The organism is Sorangium sp. So ce281, assembly GCF_051527395.1.
GTDB classification, from domain to species: Bacteria; Myxococcota_A; Polyangia; order Polyangiales; family Polyangiaceae; genus Sorangium; species Sorangium cellulosum_B.
Genome location: NZ_CP150322.1, coordinates 11,370,850 through 11,387,071, shown reverse-complemented (window position 1 = coordinate 11,387,071; position 16,222 = coordinate 11,370,850). Strand labels below are relative to the sequence as shown.

Annotated in this window: 16 protein-coding genes; 7 read left to right on the top strand and 9 right to left on the bottom strand. The window is 71.9% G+C overall.

The features are described from left to right. Positions 1-2 precede the first annotated feature (2 nt). Both WMF27_RS43700 and WMF27_RS43695 read left to right on the top strand, forming a co-directional pair. Entirely contained in the window at positions 3-1,121 is a 1,119-nt protein-coding gene (locus tag WMF27_RS43700) for an acyl-CoA reductase (RefSeq protein WP_437769934.1), read from the top strand. A 133-nt stretch (positions 1,122-1,254) separates the two neighbouring features. Then, positions 1,255-2,811 (top strand): GAF domain-containing protein, encoded by a 1,557-nt coding sequence (locus WMF27_RS43695; RefSeq protein WP_437762948.1) that lies wholly within the window; start codon positions 1,255-1,257, stop codon positions 2,809-2,811. A gap of 27 nt (positions 2,812-2,838) precedes the next feature. Here WMF27_RS43695 and WMF27_RS43690 read toward each other — a convergent pair whose 3' ends face one another. Next, positions 2,839-2,979 carry a hypothetical protein gene (locus WMF27_RS43690; RefSeq protein ID WP_437762949.1) on the bottom strand — a complete coding sequence of 47 codons (141 nt, stop codon included), beginning with the start codon at positions 2,977-2,979 and terminating at the stop codon, positions 2,839-2,841. 114 nt (positions 2,980-3,093) lie between these two features. Here WMF27_RS43690 and queD point away from each other — a divergent pair, with 114 nt between their 5' ends. Together queD and WMF27_RS43680 are read left to right on the top strand one after the other, a co-directional pair. After that, positions 3,094-3,456, top strand: a complete 363-nt coding sequence (queD, locus tag WMF27_RS43685; protein ID WP_437762950.1) for a 6-carboxytetrahydropterin synthase QueD — start codon at positions 3,094-3,096, stop codon at positions 3,454-3,456. 4 nt (positions 3,457-3,460) lie between these two features. Next, entirely contained in the window at positions 3,461-3,745 is a 285-nt protein-coding gene (locus WMF27_RS43680; RefSeq protein WP_272096324.1) for a (2Fe-2S)-binding protein, read from the top strand. A gap of 51 nt (positions 3,746-3,796) precedes the next feature. Here WMF27_RS43680 and WMF27_RS43675 read toward each other — a convergent pair whose 3' ends face one another. Beyond that, the gene (locus WMF27_RS43675; protein ID WP_437762951.1) at positions 3,797-4,624 is read right to left on the bottom strand and encodes a class I SAM-dependent methyltransferase; all 828 of its coding nucleotides are present in this window, start codon (positions 4,622-4,624) and stop codon (positions 3,797-3,799) included. After that, the gene (locus tag WMF27_RS43670) at positions 4,624-5,301 is read right to left on the bottom strand and encodes a HEAT repeat domain-containing protein (RefSeq protein ID WP_437762952.1); all 678 of its coding nucleotides are present in this window, start codon (positions 5,299-5,301) and stop codon (positions 4,624-4,626) included. The genes WMF27_RS43675 and WMF27_RS43670 overlap by 1 nt, the downstream gene beginning before the upstream one ends. A 207-nt stretch (positions 5,302-5,508) precedes the next feature. Between WMF27_RS43670 and WMF27_RS43665 the strand changes: the two genes are divergently transcribed. Beyond that, the gene (locus tag WMF27_RS43665; RefSeq protein ID WP_437762953.1) at positions 5,509-6,450 is read left to right on the top strand and encodes a M23 family metallopeptidase; all 942 of its coding nucleotides are present in this window, start codon (positions 5,509-5,511) and stop codon (positions 6,448-6,450) included. On the opposite strand, the gene WMF27_RS43660 is transcribed toward WMF27_RS43665, so the two are convergent. Together WMF27_RS43660 and WMF27_RS43655 are read right to left on the bottom strand one after the other, a co-directional pair. Next, positions 6,432-7,121, bottom strand: a complete 690-nt coding sequence (locus WMF27_RS43660; RefSeq protein WP_437713728.1) for a response regulator transcription factor — start codon at positions 7,119-7,121, stop codon at positions 6,432-6,434. The two genes, WMF27_RS43665 and WMF27_RS43660, sit on opposite strands and share 19 nt — an antisense overlap. A gap of 181 nt (positions 7,122-7,302) precedes the next feature. Beyond that, positions 7,303-9,684, bottom strand: coding sequence for a hypothetical protein (locus WMF27_RS43655; protein WP_437762954.1), 2,382 nt, complete (start codon positions 9,682-9,684; stop codon positions 7,303-7,305). Positions 9,685-10,353: 669 nt separating this feature from the next. Between WMF27_RS43655 and mgtE the strand changes: the two genes are divergently transcribed. Continuing rightward, positions 10,354-11,745 carry a magnesium transporter gene (gene mgtE / locus WMF27_RS43650; RefSeq protein WP_437762955.1) on the top strand — a complete coding sequence of 464 codons (1,392 nt, stop codon included), beginning with the start codon at positions 10,354-10,356 and terminating at the stop codon, positions 11,743-11,745. Positions 11,746-12,120: 375 nt separating this feature from the next. Beyond that, entirely contained in the window at positions 12,121-12,741 is a 621-nt protein-coding gene (locus WMF27_RS43645; RefSeq protein WP_437762956.1) for a single-stranded DNA-binding protein, read from the top strand. 122 nt (positions 12,742-12,863) lie between these two features. Here the strand turns inward: WMF27_RS43645 and WMF27_RS43640 are convergent, their stop codons facing one another. The 4 genes from WMF27_RS43640 to WMF27_RS43625 all read right to left on the bottom strand — a co-directional run bounded on the left by WMF27_RS43640 (position 12,864) and on the right by WMF27_RS43625 (position 16,075). Then, a complete protein-coding gene (locus WMF27_RS43640; protein ID WP_437762957.1) occupies positions 12,864-13,526 on the bottom strand; it encodes a hypothetical protein in 663 nt (220 codons plus the stop codon). Beyond that, a complete protein-coding gene (locus tag WMF27_RS43635) occupies positions 13,507-13,872 on the bottom strand; it encodes a MerR family transcriptional regulator (protein ID WP_437769935.1) in 366 nt (121 codons plus the stop codon). The genes WMF27_RS43640 and WMF27_RS43635 overlap by 20 nt, the downstream gene beginning before the upstream one ends. Before the next feature lie 11 nt (positions 13,873-13,883). Beyond that, entirely contained in the window at positions 13,884-14,189 is a 306-nt protein-coding gene (locus WMF27_RS43630; protein ID WP_012241218.1) for an integration host factor subunit alpha, read from the bottom strand. 320 nt (positions 14,190-14,509) lie between these two features. Continuing rightward, the gene (locus WMF27_RS43625) at positions 14,510-16,075 is read right to left on the bottom strand and encodes a glycosyltransferase family 2 protein (protein ID WP_437762958.1); all 1,566 of its coding nucleotides are present in this window, start codon (positions 16,073-16,075) and stop codon (positions 14,510-14,512) included. Positions 16,076-16,222: the final 147 nt, after the last annotated feature.

The following is a 16,222-nucleotide window of genomic DNA, read 5'->3' as shown; positions in this document are numbered from 1 at the left end:
GGATGGACGACGGCGCGGCGCGGCGCCTCCGGGTCGAGCGCGCGGTCGCCGCGGCGGCGCGGATCGCCGACGCGCGCGATCCGCTGGGCGAGGAGGCGCGCCAGCGGTTGCCTTCCACGAGCGGCCTCTCGCCCGAGGGCGTGGAGCTCGCGCTCGGCCGCCACCTCGAGGTCGCGCCGAGCGACGGCGAGCTCGACGCGCTCGTCGCGGCCTCGGGGCGCGCGCGCCGCTGCCACGTGGTCCTGGCGGCCAACGTCTGCACGGCGCCGCTGCGGGCCATCGCCGTCGCGACGGCCACAGCGCCGGAGGTCCTCGTGCGCCCGTCCCGCCGCGATCCCGTGATCGCGGAGCTCCTCGTGCGCGCGCTGCAGGCCGACGAAGGCTTCCGCCGCGCCGGCGGGGCCATCGCGCTGGTCGCGGACGTCGCGCTCGGAGGCGCCGGGGCGGCGGCCGGCGAGGGGGTTCCCTGGGATCTGCCGCACGCCGAGCTGCACGTGTACGGCTCGGACCAGACCGTGGCGACGCTGCGGGCCCAGGCCGGCCCGGGCGTGCTCGTGCGCGGGCACGGCGCCGGCCTGGGGCTCGCCGTCGTCGGCCCGGACGCGAACCTCGTCGAGGCGGCGCGGGATATCGCCGCGGACGTCGTGCCGTTCGATCAGCGCGGCTGCCTGTCGCCGCGCTTCGCGCTGGTGGAAGGCCCGGCCGAGCGCGCGGAGGTGCTCGCGCGCGCCCTGCACGGGGCGCTCGAGGAGGCGGGCGCGCGCGTCCCGCGCGGGCCGCTCGACGGCCCCGCCCGCGCGGAGGTGACCATGTACCGGGCCACGCTCGAGGCCGTGGGCTCGTTCTGGGAAGGTCGAGGACACGGGGTCGGCCTGGATCCGGCGCCGCGATCGCTGCTGCTGCCGCCGGCGGCGCGCGTCGTCCACGTGGCGGCGAGCAGCGCCGAGGCCGCTCCGGCGCTGCTCTCGCCGATCCGCGGCGCGATCACCGCGATCGGCGCGGGCGGAGGCGGGATGCTCGCGCGCGCGGCGGCCGCGGCAGCCCCGCGCGCCCGGCTCTCCGCGCTCGGGTGGATGCAGCGCCCGCCCCTCGACGGCCCCGTCGATCTGCGGACGCCCTGACGTCCTGCTGCCCGCGCGGGCGGCTCCCGGCGAGCGCGCACGTCGCGCGGCCGCGCCGTCCAGACCGCGACACGATCGGGGCGTGGTGGGAGCAAGGTGCGCTCGAGCGACGGTGTGTGATAGCGATCATGGCATGTCGTCGCGCACCGATCCGAAGGCGACCCATCCGCCCACGGAGCTCGAAGCGATCGCGAGCCCGTCGGCGACGCCGTCCGGCGTGGAGGGCTCACGGGACATCCTCGTGGACCGCGCGCTGGACGAGCTCCGCCCCGACGAGGGGGGCGCGCCCCTCTCGAGCGATCCGGCCGGCAGCTCGGCCCGCGTCGCGGATACCGACGACGAGGGCGCGCCGCCGTCGGTCGCCTCCGCGAGGATCCAGGTGCGCCGCGACGAGCGCCTGGATCTCGTGATCGAGTACCTGGCCTTCGTGGCGAAGCCGATGCCGCTGTCGCTCCTCCTCGACGAGGCGCCACAGCGGATCGCCGCGATCCTCGGCGCCGACGTGGCCTCGCTGTACCTCCTCGAGGGCGACGGCGACGAGCTCGTGCTGCGCGGCAACGTCGGCTTTCCGCGCGAGGCGCGCGGCACGGTGCGGCTCTCGGTCGGGCAAGGCATCACGGGCATGGCGGTCGAGTGCCTGCGGCCGATCTCGGTCGTCCAGGCGACCGAGCACGAGCGCTATCGAGCGTTCCCCGAGCTCCGTGAAGAGCGCTTCCCGGTCTTCCTCGCGGCGCCCATCCTCGGCAGCGGTCGCCCGCTCGGCGCCTTGGTCGTGCAGCGGGCGGGCGATCGCGCCTTCACGGCGCGGGACGTCGAGCTCGTCATGGCGCTGACCGCGCCGATCGCGGCCGGCGCTCGCCACGCGCAGGTGCTCGACGAGCTGCGCGAGCGGCGGCGGCGCACGGGCGGCGGCACGCGCAAGGTCACGCTGCCGGGGTTGCCCGTCGTCGCCGGGCGCGCGCTCGGCGCCATCGCGGCCCTGCGGCGGCCGGCGACCTCATCGCTCGGCGCGCGGCAGGGCAGCGGCGATCCGAAGCTCCTGCGGCTCGCGTTCGACATCGCGGAGAAGGCGCTCCTCGACCTCAACGCGCGCGCGGCGAAGCGAGGGCTCGCGCAGGAGGCGGCGTTCCTCTCGACCTACCTCCTGATGATCGGCGACGGCCGCCTGCGCGCGCGCGCCTTCGAGCTCGCGGCCGGCGGGCGCAACGTCGCGCAGGCGCTCGGGACGGTCGCTCGCGAGGTGGCGCGGGCCGCCAACGGGATCGTCGGTGACCCGTTCTTGCAGGATCGCGCCCGTGACATCGAGGATCTGTGCGATGCGATCCTGATGCTGGCGACCCCGGATGCCCGGGCCGAGCTCCCGTCGAAGGCGGTCCTCGTGGGAGACCAGCTGACGGTCTTCGACCTCTTGATCTCCGCCCGGGCCCACCCGGTGGGCGTCGCGCTCAGCGACCGGTCCGGGCCGCGCTCGCTCGTGCTCCTCCAGCTGCTCGGCGTGCCGTCGATCGTGGATGTGGCGGGGGCGTTCCGCTGGGCATCGCCGGGAGACGTCGCGCTCCTCGACGCGGACCACGGCTTCCTGGTGATCAACCCGTCCCGGGCCGAGGTCGCGACCGTTCGCGCGGCGCGACGCAGGGGCCCCGCGTCGTCGGAGCCGGACGACGACGACGACGACGAGCCGGCGAGCTGAGCACCGGCCGGGGCCGGTGCTCGAGGCTCAGCTGCCGGACTGCGCGGCGGCGGCCGGCTCGGCCGGCGTTCCCTGGGCGCTCTGCAGCTCCTTCTTGGCGCGCCAGTTCGCCAGGCGCTTCGTATCGCGACGCTTCTTCTTGGCTCTCACTGCGGGCTTCTGCGGCATGGCCGGCGGTATAGTCGCTCGAGCCCCTCGAGGGAACCCCGTACCTCACGCCGCCCCCGTCGAGGCCACGGGGCGTTGACGCCCCACGGCGGCCGCCCCATGACCGCTGCTCCGATGAACGTCCGTCTCGTACACGAGTTCCGCTTCGAGGCCGCCCACCGCCTTCCCAAGGTGCCGCAGGGGCACAAGTGCGCGCGCCTCCACGGTCACAGCTTCAAGGTCGAGGTCGCGATCCGCGGCCCGGTGAACGAGGAGACGGGGTGGTTCATCGATTACAGCCACCTCTACGAGGCCTGGGCTCCCCTCCACGACCTGCTCGATCACCACTACCTGAACGATGTCCCCGGGCTGGAGAACCCGACGAGCGAGGTGCTCGCACGGTGGATCTGGACCCGCCTCGCGCCGTCGCTGCCGTCCTTGAACCGGGTCACCATCTTCGAGACCTGCGACGCCCGCTGCGAGTACGAGGGCGATTAGGTCGATGAAGACGCTCGTCTGCCGCTGCGAGGACGTCACGCTGCACGAGCTCGAGGCCGCGATGGATCGCGGCTACAAGGACATCGAGTCCGTCAAGCGCTACACGGGCTTCGGCACCGGCTGGTGCCAGGGCAAGTGGTGCCTCGCGCTCTGCGCGCGGCTCATCGAAGAGCGCGGGGGCGACGCCCGGAAGCCGATCACCCCGCGGCCGCCGTACCACCCGGTCTCGCTCGCGGCGCTCGCCGGGCTCGACGAGCTCGGCCTCCGCGGCGGCGGGCGCGAGCGCTAGCGCTGCCCGCGCTCCGCGCGATCAGCGCCCTGGCCCGATCGTCGATCGTGATCAGACGAGGGGGCGCCGAGCGCTCGCGCACCCGACGTTCACGGTCAGCTCGAAGACCCCTTCGGACCAGTACTTCGAGACCGCGTGGTGCAGGTACTTGAGCATCGAGTCGATGATCTGCGGCTCGACGTCGAGCATCGCCGTCGCCTCGGGGATCACCATCAACCTCGAGATGGGATCCTCGAGGAACTCACGCCCGCTCTCGAACGACACGGCGATGAGCTGGACGTCGACCTCGACCTCGTCGAGCCCCGCGCCCTCGATCTCCTCGGCGATCGTCTCGATCGTGGGGCGGCTGACGGCGGCGGCGTCCACCGCGGCGCCGAGCTCCGAGAGGTCTTGCTTGAGCGCGCACTCCCGCGCGATGTCCGCGATCTCCGGGAACGAACCGCGGAGCGGCAGCGCGATGAGCGCCTGGCCGCCGGGGACCAGGACCCGGCGCAGCTCGGCGAGGAGCTGCGCCCGCTCGCTCGGGCGGCAGACCGGGTGCAGCGTGAACGCGTGGGAGAAGCTCGCGTCCGGCAGCGGCGTCGGCAGGGCGTCGGCGAGCACGTAGCTCGCGTTCATCCCGGAGAACAGCGCGGCCTTGTCGCGCGCGAGCTCGAGCGCGGCGGCGGAGCCGTCGACGCCCACGAGGGTCGCGCCGGGCAGCTTGTCGGCCACGATCGCGTCGGGGAAGCCGCTCCTGCAGCCGAGGTGGACGATGCGCGCCGCCTCGGAGGGCAGCAGCATCTCCACCGCCAGCGAGGCGAAGAACGAGAGGTAGCGCGGGACGACCGCGTGCTCGAACAACACGGCGTCCGCCGCGCTCAGCGGCGGGCCGATCATCAGGCGACCCCGTCCTCCTCATCGTCGTAGGGCGCGAGGAGGCTGAGCGCCTCTTCGGCGAGCTCGCCGATCGTGACCTCCGACGTCGCGTCGTCGCCGCCGTCGTCCGCGAGCTCGACCGTGCGCTTGTCGTCGAGCAGCGGCTGGATGAGCGGCGCATGCGCCGGGTCACCGATCTCGACGAGCGTCTCGATCGCCGCCGCGACCGCGTCCGGATCCTTGTGGCTCAGGAACTGGCTGAGCAGCTTCGGCACGCCCGGCTCCGGCACCTCGGCGATGAGGTACGGCAGCTCCGGGAGCGCCGACGAGCCCACCGGCAACCGCTTCAGCGCGCGCTCGATCGCCTGCGCGACCTCCTTGAACCGATCGTAGGCCAGCGTTTCGATCTCCTCGCCCGCGGCCTGCCGCGCCTCGGGGTGCTCCGACGCGAGCACATCGATGAGCGCGTCGAGCGCGCGCGGCCCCTCGTGCTCGCCGAGCAGCGACGCGATGCGCACCAGCCGGAGCGCCGCCTCGTCCTCGTCGTTCTCGCGCGTCGCGGCCGCGATCGCGTCCGTGAGGACATCCAGCAGCCCATCGCCGGGCATGGCCGTCAGGTCGTCGTGGAGCCGGCGAGCCGCGCGCTCCGCGTCGAACAGCTTGTTCAGGGTCGTCTCGATGGCTTGACGATTTTGCACGAAGAGGAGCTATCAACAGCGCGTCGCCTCCGCAAGCCGGCAGGCAACAAGGGCCTGTTCCTCGCGAATTCCCGTCCACGGCGGGCGCGGCCGCGCGTGCCCGGCGCCGCCCGCGCCGCCCGCGCCGCGCGCAAGCCGGGCGGGACGAGCGCGCCGCCGCAGCATCGAGCTCGCCCGCCGCGCGCGATGCGGTAGACCGTTCGTGGCATGCGTGTGTCCGGCTCATTGCAAGCCCGCCCGGCGAGGGCAGCGGTCTCCCCTTCCCCGCTGGTGCGCGGCGCCGCGGCGTCGGCGCTGGTCCTCGCGCTCGGCGGCATCGACGAGCCCGAGCCGCCGCCGCCCGCGGTCGTCCCTCCGGCGGCCGCGGCGCGCGGCGCCGCGGGCGCGGCGGCGCTCTGCGGCCCGCGCACCGTGCCGGAGGGCGCCGCCTGCGTCCCGCTGCCTGCTCCGGGCGCGCCGCTCCCCGAAGGCGGCGCCGCGGCGCTTTCCGACCCTGCCGGCGCGCGCCCCGCAAGAGCGGGCACGCGCAGCCAGGCCCACGAGCACATCCCCCGCCGCCCGGAACGTCCGGCGAGCGCCGCCGCGTACACGTTCCCGATCGGCGCGCCGGACGCGCCGCCGGGGTTCCTCCTTGTCGAGGAGGCTCCAGCCGGGGCGGGCGCGCTGCCTGCAGCGGGCTCCGTCGCCGCGATCGGCGCGGCGCGGCCCGAGCCGCCGTCGTGGATCGGCGGGATCGACATCGCCGCGACGCGCGGCGAGCGGGTGGCGGCGCTCAGGCTCGAGGGCCAGGAGGGGAAGGCCGAGGTCGTCTTCGTCGGCGCGCTGTCCGGGATCACGGTGGCCACGGCGCACGACGTGCGCGAGGCGCGCGACGTGGATCGCGTGCGCAGGTACCTCCTGCTCCATGGCCACCTCGATCGCCCTGGCCCCGGCGTCGTGGCGGGCGCGCGCCTCGACGCGGGCGACGTCGTCGGGTACGCGGGCGAGACGGGCAGCCCGGGCCTCGTCCGGCTGCGCCTCGAGGCGCGGCAGATCCGCGAGGGCGCGCGCCCCTCCGAGCTCGATCCGAAGCGCATCACCGACGCCGCGATGACGGTGCCTTGCGACCTCCGCAACGTCCTGCCGCTCCGTCAGGGAGCGAGCTTGTAGCCGAAGCCGTAGACCGTGAGGATGTGCTCCGGCTTGTCGGGCGAGCGCTCGATCTTCTTGCGCAGCTTGACGATGAAGTTGTCGACCGTGCGGTTCGACGGCCCGGCCTCGATCCCCCAGATCTTCTGGAGGATCTCCTCGCGCGAGACCGGCTGGCCCACGCGCTCGTGCAGCAGGCGAAGGAGCTCGACCTCGTAGAACGACAGCTGATCCGAGCGCGAGCCCCGCGAGACCGTGTGGGCGGTCATGTTGATCTGCACGTTGCCGATGGAGAACACCTCGACGGGCGCCTCGGCCGGCCGGGCGGCGCGTCGAAAGAGGGCGCGCAGGCGGGCGATGAGCTCGCCCACGCTGAACGGCTTGGTCACGTAGTCGTCGGCGCCCGCGTCGAGGCCGCGGATCTTGTCGATCTCCTGACCGCGGGCCGTCAGCATGATGATCGGCACGAACGCGTCCCAGCGCCGCAGATCCTCGCAGACCTTGAAGCCGTTGGTGTCGGGGAGCATGAGGTCGAGGAGGATGGCGTCCGGCTTCTCCTGCCGCGCGAGCAGCACGCCGTCCTTCCCCTTCGAGGCCGACGCCACCGAGAAGCCCTCGAACTCGAGGGCGTCCGTCAGCCCCAGCACGATGTGGGGCTCGTCCTCGATGATGAGAATCTTCTTGCGTGCCACCACGAAGGAGTCCGGTCTTAGCACAAAACCGGGCAGGTCCCCCCGAGCGCTCCTCCGGCCGGCTCGCTGGCGCCTCCTCAGGGCCACAAAAGCGCCGCGGGGCGCGACCTCACGATCGCACCCCGCGCGCCGGGCTCAATCAGACGCTAGCTGACGCTAGCTGACACTAGCTGACGGCCGACTACTCGCCGGAGCAGGTGATGAACAGCGTGGCCCCTTGCTGGGCTTCGCCCTTGCCCGTGAACCGGATCTTGCGCTGCTCGGTCGACGGGCAGTCGGCCACGATGGAGGCATCGCCGAGCCGGATCGACGGATCGACGTAGCACCACCCGTGCACCGGCAAGCCACCGGACTCAACGTTGTCGCCGACATTGGTCCTGCACTCGTAGGCAGGCTCGCCCTCGTTCATGCCCTCGAGCTGCTGGATCTCGCACACGCAGTCCCAGCCGGACGCCTTCGCGATGTCGAGGGAGAGCACCTCGTCCTTCGCGGGCTTATGCTCGCCCGTCACCTCGAGGCGCCCCGGCGTCCGCGCATCCGCGCAGTTGCACTGGCCCTGCGAGTTGCGCGCCTCGAGGATCAGGCAGGAGACCTGCTGTTTCGCGTCCGGCGTCAAGGTGCGCGGCAGGCACTGGCCGCCGAGCACCGTCTTCAGGCGGTCGATGATGGCGCCGATCGCCGGCCGGTAGCCGTAGTCGGCCGCGTCGTCGTTGGTGAGCTGGCGCGGGCACACCGAGCCGACGATGCCCTGGGGGCCGAGCTCCCGGATGAGCTGCAGCTCGCGGAGGCCCGGGTAGGCCTTCGCCTTGATCTGCGTCGTCGACCTGGGCTCCGGATCCTCCTGGTCGTTCCCCGCCCCGGGCTGGCACAGCGGGTTGTCGGTCGGCTGCCCCCCCACCGCTCTGCAGTCGCAGCTCTGAGCCGCCCCGTCGCAGGTCTTCACCGCGTCTTGGGGGAGATCGAAGATGCAAGCGTACTGGAGGTCCCCCGTGCTCCCCTCCGGGATCGTGTACTCGCGGCCGTTGATGCCGTTCCAGCCCGCCTCCTGCGGCCCGACGATCGTGTCGTTGGTGATCGGGTTCGTGCCCGTGCGAGGCTTCATCGACTCGACCATGAAGGGATCCTTCGGCGGCTGGTACTTCGCGGGATCGCCGAGGATGAGCTCCCAGGTGCTGCCGGCGCCGGCCACCGGAGCGCTGAGCTCGTCGGAGTTCTTGAACCCGCCGACCGGCTCGCCGTCCTGGTTGAGGCCGTTCAGCAGGTCGGGCTGACCTTCCGCGTTCTGACGCGCGATGTCCTGCCACGGCACGCCGACGATACCGGCGAAGAAGACGAGCCCGGGATCGCGGACGTTGGAGTCGAGGTCGTCCGGGTTCGGATCGCTGAAGATCGGGTTCGGGACCAGCTCGCCCTTGCGGTTCGGGATCTGCGCCTCGGTGAAGGCGCGCCGGTAGCGGTCGATCGGATAGAGGAAGTCGAAGCCGAACCGGCGCTTCTGATCCCAGCAGCGAGAGTTCACCGGGTCCTCCGCGGCGGTCAGCCTGGCGGCATTGCCGTCCGCGCCCGTGCACGCCGGGTCGGTGGGGCAGTCATCCTGTCGCTGGCTGCACGACCTGCAGCACTTGTCGTTCGGATCGGTGGCGCACTCGACGCGCGGCCGCCACAGGCGGAAGCCCGGCCCGGTCTCTGCCACGAGGTAGTTCTTGCCCTCCTCGCGGATCGAGCAGTCGTTCTCGTCCGTGAGCATGATGATCGCGAGGAGGGAGCTCGGCCGCATGAAGTCGGCGCGCTGCCTCTTGACGTCGGCATCCTCGCCGGTGACGACGATGTTTTGTTGCGCGTCGATGCCGATCGTATCGTAGGGCTCCGGGTCGACGAGGAAGCGGTACACGCTCTCGAGCTGCGCCTCGAAGCCGCACCCGGTCTGCCCCGTGCCCTTGACCATATCGGTGAGCTGCTTGACCAGCGACGTGTCGTTGAGGTCGGCGTTCGAATCGGTGCTGATGTCCGCCTCGCCGTCGTTCGGATCCGGCCTCCCCGGCTCGCCGTCGAGCTTCTGATCCGGGTCCCAGGCCAGGAAGCCGAGATCGCGGTAGGTCGGGATGTCGTTTGTCGTGGAGGTCTCGCTCCTGCGCGCGAGGAGGTGCGCCATGTCCACGTTCGAGGGGCTCGTCGTCTCCAGGCAGGCGCCCGACCCGTGGCCGCCGAGGCTCGAGCTGATGATGCCGATGTGGATGTCCTTGACCGGCTCGAACTCACGCTTGTAGTCCTGCGGACAGGGCGTGTTGGGCGAGGCGACCGTGGTCGCCATCGTGCCGTCCTTGTGGATGCAGCGCGGGTTGACGAGACCCTGGACGAGGTCGGGGATCGCGGTGGCGAGGATGGCCTGCTTGTCGGCCATCGAGCCCGAGTTGTCGATCGCCAGGAGGAGGTCGATCTTGTCCACCGAGCTCTGCGTCAGCCGCTCGACGATCGTCGACGTCGACCGGGGCTTGTTCTCGGCGATGGGGCGGCTCAGACATCCGAAGGCGCTGCCTGTGCCCGCGATCAGCAGGCCCGCCATGGCGAACCTCACCGCGCCCCTCCACGGGCGCCTGCTCTCACGCTCTATCCGCGTCATATTCGACTTTCCTTTCGACCACCGATCCAGTTGCGCGGCGGTCAAGCCACCGAAAAGGCCCGCCGTCCACGGGCCCATGACCGACTTCCGCAGGCGATCCACGGCTCGACGGGAGCCCGATGCTAGGGACCCGACCGGAAGGCTGTCAATTCGACCCGGCCGGCCCCGCTCGACCCCGCGAAGGCGTGCCGTAGCAAACGAGATGCCGCCGCCGCAGACCCGTGCCCTCCATGCCCCGCGCGCCGCCGCGACGTCAACCTGATTGCGCGACAGCCAACGCAGTAGGCGACCCGTCCCTCAACCTGGGTCGACCTGGCTCCTTCGACCTGGTCCTCAACCTGGGTCGGCCAATCGAGAAAGTTCACTTATCACTGTATTGCAAACCACACCTTCACGGTTCGCGGGAGCCCGGCCTCCATCGCGCGCGACCGGCGGTCATGGGAGGCCCAACCTCGGTCGGCCGCGACCGGCGGTCGTGGGAGGCCCAACCTCGGTCGGCCGCGGCGCCGCAACCCAACCTCGGTCGATGCGGGGAGCAGGGTGGGTCGCGGGCCCGGCGCCGGTGGGGTTTGCCGCTTCCCAGCCGGGCCGAGTTGTGGTCAGTGCCCGGGCATGTTGCGCGTCGCCCTCGCCATGGTCCCGGAGGTACGGCAGCTGCTCGCCGAGGATCCGGCGCAGCTCTCCGACCTGCTGGACGAGATCCACGACGAGGACCTCGCCGACCTCATCGGCCTGCTGGACGACGCCGAAGCGGCGAAGGTCCTGATGGCGCTCAGGGCCGAGGAGGCCGCGCCCATCTTCGAGCGCCTCGACGGCGAGACCCAGGAGGCGCTCGTCGAGCAGATGGGCGTCGAGAGCATCGCGCCGATCGTCTCCGAGATGGCGGCCGACGACCGCACGGACCTCATCGAGGCCCTCCCCGACCAGGTCAGCGGCACGCTGCTCTCCACGCTGGAGAAGGTCGACCCCGAGGCGGCGGCCGAGGTCGAGGAGCTCGCCAAGTGGCCCGAGGACAGCGCCGGCGGCCTCATGACCACCGACTACGTGTCGGTCGGCATCCACCTCACGGTCGCCGACGTGATCGAGCGCATCCGCGCCGTCGGCGAGGACGCCGAGACCATCTACTACGTGTACATCGTCTCCGATCGCGGGCACCTCATCGGCGTCGTGTCGCTGCGCGATCTGCTGCTCGCCTCGCCGTCCGAGAAGCTCGCGGACGTGATGACCGAGAACGTCTTCGCCGTCAGCCCCGAGACCGACCAGGAAGAGGTCGCGCGGACCATGGCCAAGTACGATTTCAACGCGCTGCCCGTGCTCTCCGCGGACCGCAAGCTGCTCGGCGTCATCACCGTCGACGACGTGATGGACGTCCTCACGGAGGAGCAGTCCGAGGACATGCAGCGGCTCGGCGCGGTCGGCCCCATCGAGGACAGCTACTTCAAGACGAGCTTCTGGACGTTCATCCAGAAGCGAGCCCCGTGGCTCGCCGTGCTGTTCGTCGGCGAGTTCATGACCGGCGAGGTGCTCCGGCGTTTCGAGCACGAGCTCGAGGCCGTCGCGACGCTCGCCTACTACGTGCCCCTGCTCATCTCCACGGGCGGCAACTCCGGCTCGCAGTCGTCGTCGCTCATCATCCGCGGCCTCGCCGTCGGCGATGTGCGCGTCGGCGACTGGGCGAGCGTCCTCGCCCGCGAGCTCGGGCAGGCGGTCGTGCTCGGCCTTATCCTCTCCACCATCGGCATGTTCCGCGTCTGGCTCTGGGGCGACGGCACCGGCTTCGTCCTGACGATCGGCGCGACGCTGATGGCGATCGTCCTCATGGGCTGCACCGTCGGCGCCATGCTCCCCCTCCTGCTCCGGCGCCTCGGCCTCGATCCGGCGACCAGCTCCACGCCATTCATCGCGAGCCTCGTGGACGTCCTGGGGATCCTCCTCTACTTCACGATCGCCCGGCTCTTCCTGGCCGACCTCCTCGCGCAAGCCGGAGCAGGAGCGGCCGGGTGAGCGGAATCCCGCGGCATTGCGCGAAACCGGGCGGAATTGGACGGCGATCGGGCGGCGATCGGGCGGCGATCGGGCGGCGATCGGGCGGCGATCGGGCGGCGATCGGGCGGCGATCGGGCGGCGATCGGGCGGCGATCGGGCGGCGATCGGGCGGCGATCGGGCGGCGATCGGGCGGCGATCGGGCGGCGATCGGGCGGCGATCGAGCGACGCCGCGCCGCCCGTGCCGAGGCCCACGCCGGTCCCGCCGCGCGGGTGCGCCGCGTGCTTTTCGGCGCGCCACGACCCTTGACGCGTCGGCCCCCATGGGGGAGTGAAGCAGGCGACGTTCGTTCAGCGCAGCGTGCGCTGAGCCCCTCCTAGGGAAGGAGTGACGATGGCCGAAGGCTTGAATCGCGTGATGCTGCTCGGCAACCTGGGCGCCGACCCAGAGCTCCGGTTCACCCAGGGGGGTCAGGCCGTCTTGAACCTGCGGCTCGCGACGACCGAGTCGTACCTGGACCGCGACAAGGTCCGGAAAGAACGGACGGACTGGCACAATGTCGTGATCTGGGGCAAGCGCGCCGAGGCCTTGGGCAAGATCCTCAGCAAGGGTTCCTCGATCTTCATCGAGGGCTCGCTCCGCACGTCGAGCTACGACGACCGGGATGGCAACAAGCGCTACAAGACCGAGGTGATCGCGAACAACGTCCTGCTGACGGGCGGGGGCCGCGGTCGCGGCGCTGTCGGCGATGACGCAGGCGCGTTCGGCGCTGATCCCGGCGGTGGCTACAGCGGCGGCGGCGGCGGTGGCTACAGCGGCGGCGGCGGCGGCGGCGGCGGTTACGGTGGTGGCGGCGGCGGCGGACGCCCGGCGGGTGGCGGCTACAACCGCGGCGGCGGCGGCGGCGGCGGCGGTCGCCCCGCGCCGGCTGCGCAGGATCCCGGTCCTCCGCCCGACGATTTCGGCGGCGGCGGTTACGGCGGCGGCGGCAACGACGACGACATCCCGTTCTGATCGCTCCCGCTCCCCGGTCGAGTCATCAGCCTGGCGCACGCCTCTCTCTTCAACATCTCGCATCCACGCGAAAGGCCCTCTCCGAGGGCCGGGCAGCTCTCCACGAGCCCCTCTTCCTCCTCCTAGGGCCGCGGCCGCGGCCGCCGCGCCAGCAGGACGGTCAACCCCGCCGCCGCGAGCACTCCGAGCGCCGCGGTCATGGCGAGGGGCTGCTCCGCGGCGAGGAAGATCGTCCGCACGAGCAGTCCCGGCTCAGGTGGCGCCACGAACACGCCCTCGAACGCGGTCGCGCCGAGCAGCGCGCCGCACCGGGCGCCCGTCCCCTGCGCGGGCTCCACGCAGGCCAGGCTGCAGAGCGCCGCGTCGTGCTCGCTCCCGGCGAAGCCGAGCACGTGCTGCCCGCGGATCACCACCGCGCGCGCGCCTGCCCTCCCGGCTCCCTCGAACGCCTGCTCGAACCGCTGCGACTGCGCGCGGATCGGCCCTGCTTCCCACCGCTCGATCGCCACCCCGAGGCCCCCCCGCACGAGCCCCGAGGCCCGATCGAGCACGAGCTCCTCCAGGCCGGTCACCCACTGCCGCGACGGGGCCGTCACGCACACCGCGCGCAGCGAGAGCCCGTCCGCCTCGACGCCCCGCAGGAGCGTCACCTTCGCGCCCGCGATCGCGGAGACGTCGATCGCGGGAAGCGCCTCCTCCGGCGCGTCGCTCGCCCCGGCCGGCAACGCAAGGCGCAGCCCGAGGCCCGGCGCCACGCCGTGGAGCTCAGACGCGCTCGAGCTCATCCATCAGCGCGATCAGCTCGGTCCGGATCTCGACGAGGGCCGTGCGCATCCGCTGCACCTCCTCGTGGCTCGCGCCCGCGTCCGGCGGCGGCGGCTCGATGCCGCCCTCGCGCAGCTTGCGCCGCGCGCCCGCGATCGTGAAGCGGTGCGAGTAGAGCAGCTCCTTGACCTTGAGGAGCGTCTCGACGTCGCGCCGGCTGTAGACCCGCTGCCCCTTCGCCGACTTCTGCGGGCGGATGGAGCGGAACTCGGTCTCCCAGTACCGGAGCACGTGCGGCTCGACCCCCACGATGCCGGCCACCTCGCCGATCCGGTAGTACAGCTTCGCCGGAAGCTGCGCGCGCACCGCCAAGCGGTCTACTCCTCGGCCGCCGAGGCCGTCTCACGCGGGTTGAGGGCCTGCTTCAAGATCTGGCTCGCCTTGAAGTTCAGGACCCGGCGCTCCGTGATCAGGATGGGGTCGCCGGTCTGGGGGTTGCGGCCCTGTCGCTGGCGCTTGTCGCGCAGCACGAAGTTGCCGAATCCAGAGATCTTGATCTTCTCCCCGCGCCCCAGGGTTTCCTTCATGGTTTCGAACACGAGGTCCACCAGGTCGGCAGACTCCTTCTTCGAGAACCCCCCAAGGCGGGAGTAGACCGCCTGAACGATTTCGGCTTTCGTCATGACACCCCCATCGCCCTTGCAGAAGGGGGGACGCGCCGCAACCCCTGAAGACCGTTCAGGAAGCCGCGTGCGGTCCCCCGACCGGCCTGGAGGGCAGAATGCCAGCGTGCGTCGGTGAGGTCTAGGGGGTTACGCAGGCTTCGCCCGACGTGCACCAGGCACGCTTCGTGGAGCCCCCCCCGAACAGCGCAGCGCTCGGAGCGAACCTGCGTCCCACGAGCAGCGCCCCACACCTCGCCCCCTCGAGCCGGCGGCCAGGAACCCGGCGGGCTCACCGGCGCGAACGCGGGCGCAGGATGGGCTCGGCGGCGACGATCCGCTCAGACGGCAAGATCGCCGAGGTGGCGTTCCTTCGTCGACTGCCGGGACCAGGCGCCGACGACGGCCGCCTCGCTCGGCCGCGCGTCGCTCCAGCCGACGACCGGCGCGCTCGAGGCCACATCGCGGCGGCGCGCGATCTGCTCCTGGACGACCAGGAACGCCACGTAGAGGTAGCCGACGGCGAAGAGCACCGCGAACGGCGTGGCGAAGTAGTGCCCCGTCTCCACGGACGCGACCACCGCGCCGCACGACAGCACCGCGAGGATCGCCTCGGTGATCGGCAGGTCCGTGCGCACCTTGTACCGGCCCTTGTTGTCGCCCTGCTTCGGCGTCCGGACGAACTCGCCGGACATGCTGCGGAGCCCCTCGATCACGGCCTTCGACAGGTACGGCGCGAGCCCCGTCCCGAGCGCGATGAGCATCGGCAGGCGCCTGACCGCGCCCCAGCGCGAGCGGCCCTGCGCCGTCTCGGCCAGCATGTAGAACGCCGCGAGCGACCCCGTCGTCGCCGTGCAGAGCGGCAGATCGATGGCGATCATCGTCAGCGTGTCGGCCGCGGGGAACAGGACGAGCGCCGGCAGCAAGAGGACGCTCAGCATCACCAGCAGCGGGTAGGCGAAGTGCGGCGTGAGGTGGAAGAACGCCTCGATCCGCTGCCCGAGCGAGAGCTTGGCGCTCAGCACGGTCGCCATCAGCTTGCGCGCCGTCTGCACCGTGCCCTTGGCCCAGCGGTACTGCTGCGCGCGCAGCGCCGAGATGTCCTCGGGGAGCTCCGCCGGCGAGACGACATCCTCGCGGTAGATGAAGCGGTAGCCCGCGAGCTGCGCCCTGTACGACAGGTCGAGGTCCTCGGTCAGCGTGTCGTGCTGCCAGCCGCCCGCCTCGCGGATGGCGTCCTTGCGCCACATCCCCCCGGTGCCGGAGAAGTTGAACAGGAGGCCCGCGCCGAAGCGCGCGCGGTTCTCGACGAGGTGGTGGCCGTCGAGCATGAGCGCCTGCACCTGCGTGAGGATCGAGACGTCGCGGTTCAGGTGGCCCCACCGCGTCTGCACCATGCCGACCGTCGGGTCCTCGAAGTGGCCGACGATGGACCGCACGAAGTCCGGCTGCGGGATGAAGTCGGCGTCGAAGATCGCGATCAGCTCGCCCTTCGCGATCTTGAGCCCCGCGTCGAGCGCCCCCGCCTTGTAGCCGACGCGGTCCACGCGGTGCAGGTACACCGCGTCGAGGCCCTGCGCGCGCAGCCGCTCGACATGCGCGCGGACGAGGCCCTGCGTCTCGTCCGTCGAGTCGTCGAGCACCTGGATCTCCAGCTTGTCGCGCGGGTAGTCCATCTTCGCGACGGCATCGAGCAGCCGCGCCGCGACCGTCGACTCGTTGAAGAGCGGGAGCTGGATCGTCACCGGCGGGAGGTCGCGATCGGTCAGGGCCGCGACCTCCTGCGCCCGGGTGATCTTGGCGCGGTTCACGCGACAGAGGACCACGAGGTGCAGCCGGTGCAGGCCGTAGGCGCTGAGGCCGAGCAGCACGCCGAAGTAGAGGACACAGAGCAGCAGGGAGAGCATCGCGAGCACCTACCGCCGGCGGGTTGCCGTGCAGCCGTGGGGACGGGCGAGAGCGCCCTTCTCCACCCCTGCAGGCGCCGGCAGACAACGAACGCGTACCATCCGCCGGATCCGAAGTTGTCAGGCACTTGTAATTCGTTGCAACTC